The organism is Binatus sp. (SeqCode) (genome assembly GCF_049584895.1).
Classification (GTDB): Bacteria; Desulfobacterota; Binatia; order Binatales; family Binataceae; genus Binatus.
Genome location: NZ_JBAUYR010000013.1, coordinates 1 through 7,020, shown reverse-complemented (window position 1 = coordinate 7,020; position 7,020 = coordinate 1). Strand labels below are relative to the sequence as shown.

The window sequence follows — 7,020 nt, the reverse complement described above, 5'->3', positions numbered from 1 at the left end:
TCCCTGGTCCTTGCGGAATTCGTCGGCCAGGTAATCCATGATGCGCTGATCGAAATCTTCGCCGCCCAGGAAGGTGTCGCCGTTGGTCGCTTTGACCTCGAAGACGCCCTCGCCCAGTTCGAGAACTGAGATATCGAACGTGCCGCCGCCGAGATCGAAGACGGCGATCTTCTCGTCCTTCTTCTTGTCGAGACCGTAGGCCAACGACGCCGCGGTCGGCTCGTTGATGATTCGCAGCACGCTCAGTCCCGCGATACGGCCCGCATCCTTGGTGGCCTGGCGCTGGCTGTCGTTGAAGTACGCAGGGACGGTGATTACGGCCTCGGTAACTTTCTCACCAAGGTAGTCCTCGGCCGTCTGCTTCATTTTCTGGAGGATGAACGCCGAAATCTCCGGCGGACTATATTTCTTGCCGCGTACTTCGACCCAGGCCGCACCGTCGTCGTTCTTCACGATCTTGTACGGCAGCACCTTCATCGCCTTCTGAACTTCGGGGTCGTCGAACCGCCGGCCCATCAGGCGTTTGATTGCAAATATCGTATTGGTCGGATTGGTGATCGCCTGGCGCTTGGCAATTGTGCCAACCAGCCGCTCTCCCGATTCCGTGAATGCGACAACTGACGGAGTGGTGCGGCTGCCTTCGGAGTTGGCGATCACGACAGGATCGCCGCCCTCCATGATGGCAACGCAGCTATTCGTCGTGCCCAAGTCGATACCGATAACTTTTGCCATGTTACTACAGGTCCCCTGATATAAAACTTAAGATAGAAATAATCACGCTTCAGCTATTTTCAACGTCGGAAGTATCGGTTTCGCTTCCGTTTCGCTTTCCAGAATCGGGTCCATTTCCCTTTGCGACCGACACGCGCGCCGGTCGAAGCACCCGTTCGCCGATAAGATACCCGCGATGGAATTCGTCGACGACAGTGTTGGGCGGATGCGCCTCGGACGCCACGTGATCGACGGCTTCATGTCGATTGGGATCGAAGGGCTGCCCAACCGACTGCACCGCCGTTACGCCCTGAGCGCGCAGGAAGTCGTGCAGCGCGCGCACCGTCATCTCGACCCCATCGACGATCGTCTTGGCATCGGTGCCGCTGCGAGCGGCCGCCAGAGCGCGCTCGAGGTTGTCGATAATCGGCAGCAGGTCGCGCAGAATCGCCTCGCGCTGAATACGCACCGAGTCGTCGGCCTGCTGGCGGATTCGCTTGCGCGCGTTCTCGGATTCGGCGAGCGTGCGCAGATACTTGTCCTTCAGCTCGGTGATTTCCTTGTCCTTCTCAGCGAGCTGCGCCCGCAGGGATTCCACCTCGCCACGATCTGATTCGGAACCGGCATTCGCCGGATCGAGCTCTCCATCCATACCCGGATTCCCGCCCTCAGGATGCTTGTGCCGCTTGGTCATTTTAAAAAAACCCGACAGACCATAAACCTAAGCACGATTAAAAGTCGCGCCAGTGCAGGGTAGGGCCGAATTATTAAGGTGCAGGGGTTACCCCTGCCGAAGGAAGTTTGAAACCCACCGCGGGTTTCATTTCAATCAGTTCTTAGTATTCCATCAGCCGCGACAAAGCGCGCGCGGTGTACTCGACCAGCGGGATCACGCGGTCGTAGTCCATCCGCACCGGGCCGACGATTGCCAGGCTGCCCAGCGCGCTCGAGCCGCTGGCGTACGACGCCGCCACCACGCTCAACGACGACAGGCGCGGGTCGTAGTTCTCCGAGCCGATCGACACGGTGAGCCCGGCGTTGGTGAGGCTGCGCTCGAGCAATTCGAGCAGTGCGGTTTTGTCGTCGAGCGCGCGCAGCAGTTCGCGCATCTTGCCGCGATCGGAAAACTCCGGCTGCTCGAGCGCCTGCAGGCTGCCCTCGACGTATAGCTCCGGACGTCCGACGTAATCGGAGATCGCCTCGCCGAGCGCGAGCGCGTCGTGCATGAAGCGATCGTAGTTCGCGCGCTCCTCGCGCAGTTGCGTCTCGATCCATCGGCGCGCCTCGTCGAGCGTGCGGCCTTCGAGCGACTCGTTGAGATAGCGCGCCATCCGATCGAGCTCGTCCTGCGAATGGTCGCGCTCGGTGTCGACGATGCGATTCTGGATCGAGCCCTTCGACACGACGAATACCGCGAGCACCTGGTTGTCTCGCAGCCGCACGAAGTTCACGCGCTCGAGGACCGAGGCCTCCAGCCGCGGCGCCATCACCAGCGCGGCCTGTCCCGTCAGCAGCGAGAGCAGCTTCGGGGTGTCGCGCAGAGCTTCGCCGAGATTGCGCACGGCACTCGAATAATGGAGTTCAATTTGCGCGCGATCCTCGAAACCGATCTGCGTCGCCGCCGCGAGATGATCGACGTAGTAGCGAAACGCTTTTTCAGTTGGGACTCTGCCCGCTGAAGTATGCGGCTGGCGCAGGTAACCGCCGTCCTCGAGCTCCGCCATCATGTTGCGGACCATCGCAGCGCGCACGCCGAGCTGATGGCGCGCGACTATCTGCGCAGAACCGACGGGCTCGGCGGTCGAGATGAACTCCTGCACAGCCGCGATAACCAGCGCGCGCTGCCGGTTCGAAAGCGGGTTGCTTGAAGATTCCTGCGCCATCTCGTTCTGTTTCAATTCTGTTACGCATCCAGCGATACATTCAAGAGACACCGTAACGCAATGGCGCTAATTTGAGCGATAGCGGGCCGCTAATCCGTGACGTAGGATCGATGCCGATGGCGCGCAAAAACAAAATCATCAAGCCGCGACGTATCTATGTCCCGGTCGTGCCCGTCAATGCGTCGTGGTTCGAGAGCGACAGCTACGACCGGCGAACGTGGAACGAAATCGTCGCCGACGCGCCGTCGCTGGCCGACCTCGCGGAAACCGGCGAGCGGCTGGTGCCTCATTTCGGCGCACTGGTGCAGGATCTCTTTCTCGCACTGTTCAAGATGAACCCCGTGTTCCGCAAATCCGGCGACGTTCGCCTTGCGGCGGCGCTCAATCGCACGATCCTTGAACAGATCGTGCCGTCGGCGTCGTTCCAGGCGCTGCGCTCGCGCACCGCACTCGAAGAAGACAAGGCCGCGATCGCCGCGATCGTGATGAGCGAGCATGCGCTCGAGATGGTGAAATCGGAGAAGCTCATCAATCGCAGCGAGATGCTCGATCTGTGGGACCTCGCGCGCCAGGAGCAGGATCTCGAAGCGCGCGCGGATGCGGTGAAGTCGGTCAACGAGATGCAGGAATCGCAAGAGGGCGAGAACGAATCCGGCGAAGAAGAAAAGAGTCAAGCGACGAAAAAAGAGCTGGCCGAGATGGCCGATGCGGCCGAGCGCGCTGCCAAGGTTTCAGAGGCGCGGCTCAATCAGAAGTCGCGGCAATTCGAGACTCAACTGAAGGGCGCGGATCAAACCGCGCTCAAGCGGATGCAGCTCAAGACCGCCGAGCTGGCCAGCGAGATCGATCAAGTGGCCGAGGACAGTCACGACTTCAGCCGCGAATTCGGGCAGGGCGGACGCGTCGCAGCCGGCGCACGCCTCGAGTTGGGACGGCGCCTCGCGCGCAATAAGAAGCTGGGCGAGTTGGCGCGGATGGTCGGGCGATTCAAGCAGGACGCGCGCGCGCTCAAGCGCAAAACTCTCGAGCGCGGCGTCGCCGAGGCTTACGACATCGAGCTCGGCTCCGAGCTCGGACGCCTGATTCCCGCCGAGCTGCTCGCGATGCATCATCCCGTGCTCAAGCGCGATTTCCATCGCCGCGTGCTCGAAGGCACCGTCCTTCAGTACCGCCTGCGCGACGACGAGCAGAAGGGCAAGGGGCCGATGGTCGTGTGTATCGACGTGAGCTCCTCGATGCAGGGCGACAAGGAGATGTGGTCGAAGGCGGTCGCGCTGACGCTGATGGATATCGCGCGGCGGCAGCGCCGACTGTTCCGCGCCGTCATGTTTTCGTCGGGCGACGTGAGCCTGAAGGTGCTCGACCTGAATCGCGAGCGGCGTTACGCGCCCGACCTGAACAAGGTGGTCGAGATGGCCGAGTACTTTCCCGGCGGCGGCACCGACTTCGAGACTCCGATCGACGCCGCGGTCGAATTGCTCGGCGAAAAGAAACTGAAGCGCGGCGATATCGTGATTATCACTGACGGCGAGTCGCAGGTGAGTCCGGATTGGCTGACGCGTCTGCGTGAGCGCAAAGACCAGCTGGACTTTTCTATTTTCGCGGTGCTGGTTGATGTGGGATCGGCGGAGACGTCGTCGCTGGCGCAGTTTGCGGATCGGATCACGTCGGTCAAGCGCATCAGCGACGAGCACGCCCGCGATATTTTCCTGCATGTGCAATCATGAAGAAGAGCGACCAGAAAGTGGTGCTCGAGCCCATCGACCGGAACAACTTCCGCGAGCTGTTCAACATGCAGCTTCGTCCCGAGCAGATCACATTCGTCACGCCACCGCGATGGACGCTCGCACGATGCTACGTGCGTTTCTTCGGCGACGAGTTCGAGCATCTGCCGCATCTGATCCGCGCCGGCGACAAGGTAGTCGGCTACGCGACCACGGTGTGCGATCCGAACAGCCCCGACAATTATTGGATCGACGACATCATGATCGCCGCGGAGCATCAGGGCAAAGGCTACGGCCGCGCCGCAATGGTCGAGGTGCTCAAAATGATCGTCGCGCGCTACCCGCGATGCGAAGCCGTGCAGCTAACCTGCTTCCGCCGCAACACCACCGCCGCGGCGTTGTACACCAGCCTGGGCTTCGAACCGACCGGTAGCGTCGATGAAGAATTCGGCGAGCCGAATTACAAGCTCTCGGGCGAGGCACTGTCGAAGTTTAAGTAGGACGAAATTTATTTCGTCGTTCTTTTTTCGTATTACTTTCGTCTTTCTCCGACGGAATAAATTCCGTCCTACTATACAGCCACTTGTACTGCTCCGGAGATGACGCCAAACCCTTCTTCACCGGATTCTGGCGAACGTACTCCATCTTCTCCTGCCAATCGGCTTCGTCGCGCACAATGTGATCGAAGCTTTCCTGCGTCCAGACCTGGCCATGCCTTCCAGTGTTCTGATTGACTCGATGAGCGCTGCGGCCTTTGATTCCTTTCATGACCTCGGTGAGAGTGAGCGTCCCGCTCAGCCGGAAAATCGCGTGCGCATGGTCAGGCATCACTACCGCTGCGTCGAGATCGATGTACTCTTTGTCCAGCGATCGAATCTCAGCCTTAACGAGGTCGCGTGCCTCGGGCGGCATCTCCAGTCTGTGCAGACAACTGAAACTCACAAAGTAAGTGACGTCCGGAACTTCAAGATGCGGCAAATGCCGCTTCCGAAAACTCAGCTCACTCGATTTCCACGGATTCATCTTAAGTAGGACGGAATTTATTCCGTCGTGTTTTGTCTGATAACAAAATGTCAATCCGCCAGTGAAAAATCAACGAGTCCGGAGCTTTTGGCAGAAAAGAGGAAGGGCCGGTCGACGACGACCGGCCCTTCATTCAAATTAGTGTTTCTGGCTTCTTGATGCGAAGAGGCGACGGAATAAATTCCGTCCTACTTCAGAAACGCTTGCTACGCCGCTGATGCCAACTGCATCACGCCTAGCTGCTGGTACCACGACTCGGTGCGGTCGTTAATCAAATCGATTTGCCGCAGGCACGGGATGATCGTGTCGACGAACAGGAACGAGTTGAACTGCTTCTCCATGTCGTTCTCGGCTGCCGCCCACGCCGGGTTGCGATGCATCTCGTCCTCGACGTCCTTCATCGAGATGCCCACTTCCTCGAACACCATCGAGCCCGACAGGAAGCCGTCCTTGGGCACTCCGTCGACGACCTTCGTCACCATCATGTCGCATGCGGTGAAGGCGAAGTCCTCGAGATCCTTCTTGTCCTTGCCCTTTAGCTTGGTGACTGCGTCGCGGAGCGCGAGCATGCCGAAGCCGACGTGACGCGCCTCATCCTTCATGATGTACTCGAGCAGTTCCTTCAGCAGCTCGTCCTTGGTCTCGCGCTGCATGAAGCGGAACGCCGCAATCGCCAGCCCCTCGGCCACGACTTGCATCCCGACATACTTGGGTTCCCAACGATCATGCGCCATGACGGTGGTCAGCAGCCGCTCGAGGGTGGGATCGATCGGGTAGATGCGATCGAGCTTCGTGATGTACTTGCGGAAGCCTTCGACGTGACGCGCCTCGTCGAACACCTGCGCCGCCGCGTTCATCTTGGCGTCAAGGTCTGGCACCGCGTCCACCAACTGTCCGCAGACCATCAGCGCGCCCTGCTCGCCGTGCAGGAATTGCGAGAGCCGCCACGCCGCGAACTTGCGCCCGAGCTGGTACTTGTTCTCTTCGCTGAGCGATCGATAGAGCTCGGTCTGGAACATCGGCATCATCGTCATGTCCAGGACTTCGTTCTCAATCGGGCGGTCCCAGTTAATCGTGGTCGAGACGTTCCACTGATCGCGCTTGGCGTTCTCGTACAGGCGATCCATCTGCGGGAACTTCACGCTGTAGTCCCAGTGGAAGACGCTTTCGAGGTCGGTGTTAACTACGGTGTGGTCGTGGGCCATTGGAATCCTCCAGATTTCATGAGGCGGCGAGCCGTACTGCGCGCTCGAGTCCGCCCAGAGCAAAATTTACGGTGATATTTTTCAGCTCCGCGTGAGAAAGATCGCGGCTCGCGAGCAGCCACGAAATCGCCTGCGACAGCATCCCGATCGTGAGATGCGCAATCGCGTCGGCGCGCTCGCCAACCGCCGGCGTGAGGTCGTCGCGCAGATCGTCGATGAAGATATTGTGCACGCGGACCATCAGATCGAGGAACGCTGGGCTGTGGCCGAATACTATGCGGAACAATTCGGGCGCCTCGGCCGCCGCGTCGAGAATCGTATCGATCGTGATCTTCAGTTTCTCGGCCGGCGTGTGAACTCCAGCCTTGGCTGCGCCAAGTGTGCGCCGCAGCTCGGCCGCGCCATGCTCGATCAGCTCGATAAAGATTTCGTTCTTGGTTTTGAAGTGCAGGTAGAAGGTGCCGAGGCCAACGT

The 7,020-nt window shown here is 59.9% G+C and carries 8 protein-coding genes; 2 read left to right on the top strand and 6 right to left on the bottom strand.

Going from position 1 to position 7,020, the window contains the following annotated elements; genetic code table 11:
• The 3 genes from WB650_RS02605 to hrcA form a co-directional block, all read right to left on the bottom strand.
• Positions 1 to 732, bottom strand: a 732-nt coding sequence (locus tag WB650_RS02605) for an Hsp70 family protein (RefSeq protein WP_423959310.1), incomplete at its 3' end; no start/stop codon positions are given.
• A gap of 49 nt (positions 733 to 781) precedes the next feature.
• Positions 782 to 1,405: a nucleotide exchange factor GrpE gene (gene grpE / locus WB650_RS02600; protein WP_422306271.1), complete on the bottom strand. Its 624-nt coding sequence runs from the start codon at positions 1,403 to 1,405 to the stop codon at positions 782 to 784.
• Between the two features lie 142 nt (positions 1,406 to 1,547).
• Positions 1,548 to 2,609 (bottom strand): heat-inducible transcriptional repressor HrcA, encoded by a 1,062-nt coding sequence (hrcA, locus tag WB650_RS02595; protein WP_422306273.1) that lies wholly within the window; start codon positions 2,607 to 2,609, stop codon positions 1,548 to 1,550.
• Positions 2,610 to 2,710: 101 nt separating this feature from the next.
• Here hrcA and WB650_RS02590 point away from each other — a divergent pair, with 101 nt between their 5' ends.
• Positions 2,711 to 4,321 carry a VWA domain-containing protein gene (locus WB650_RS02590; RefSeq protein ID WP_422306275.1) on the top strand — a complete coding sequence of 537 codons (1,611 nt, stop codon included), beginning with the start codon at positions 2,711 to 2,713 and terminating at the stop codon, positions 4,319 to 4,321.
• Entirely contained in the window at positions 4,318 to 4,818 is a 501-nt protein-coding gene (locus WB650_RS02585) for a GNAT family N-acetyltransferase (RefSeq protein ID WP_422306277.1), read from the top strand. The genes WB650_RS02590 and WB650_RS02585 overlap by 4 nt, the downstream gene beginning before the upstream one ends.
• On the opposite strand, the gene WB650_RS02580 is transcribed toward WB650_RS02585, so the two are convergent.
• The 3 genes from WB650_RS02580 to WB650_RS02570 all read right to left on the bottom strand — a co-directional run.
• A complete protein-coding gene (locus WB650_RS02580) occupies positions 4,811 to 5,296 on the bottom strand; it encodes an REP-associated tyrosine transposase (protein ID WP_423959308.1) in 486 nt (161 codons plus the stop codon). The genes WB650_RS02585 and WB650_RS02580 overlap by 8 nt on opposite strands.
• 251 nt (positions 5,297 to 5,547) lie before the next feature.
• Positions 5,548 to 6,546, bottom strand: coding sequence for a ferritin-like domain-containing protein (locus WB650_RS02575; RefSeq protein ID WP_423959306.1), 999 nt, complete (start codon positions 6,544 to 6,546; stop codon positions 5,548 to 5,550).
• A 16-nt stretch (positions 6,547 to 6,562) separates the two neighbouring features.
• Positions 6,563 to 7,020: TetR/AcrR family transcriptional regulator (locus WB650_RS02570; protein ID WP_423959304.1), on the bottom strand; the 458-nt coding region annotated here is incomplete at its 5' end.

Excerpts from the sequence above, each read along its gene's own strand:
- WB650_RS02575 (WP_423959306.1), bottom strand. The coding sequence starts at position 6,546 with ATGGCCCACGACCACACCGTAGTTAACACCGACCTCGAAAGCGTCTTC.
- WB650_RS02585 (WP_422306277.1), top strand. The coding sequence starts at position 4,318 with ATGAAGAAGAGCGACCAGAAAGTGGTGCTCGAGCCCATCGACCGGAAC.
- grpE (WP_422306271.1), bottom strand. The coding sequence starts at position 1,405 with ATGACCAAGCGGCACAAGCATCCTGAGGGCGGGAATCCGGGTATGGAT.
- WB650_RS02590 (WP_422306275.1), top strand. The coding sequence starts at position 2,711 with ATGGCGCGCAAAAACAAAATCATCAAGCCGCGACGTATCTATGTCCCG.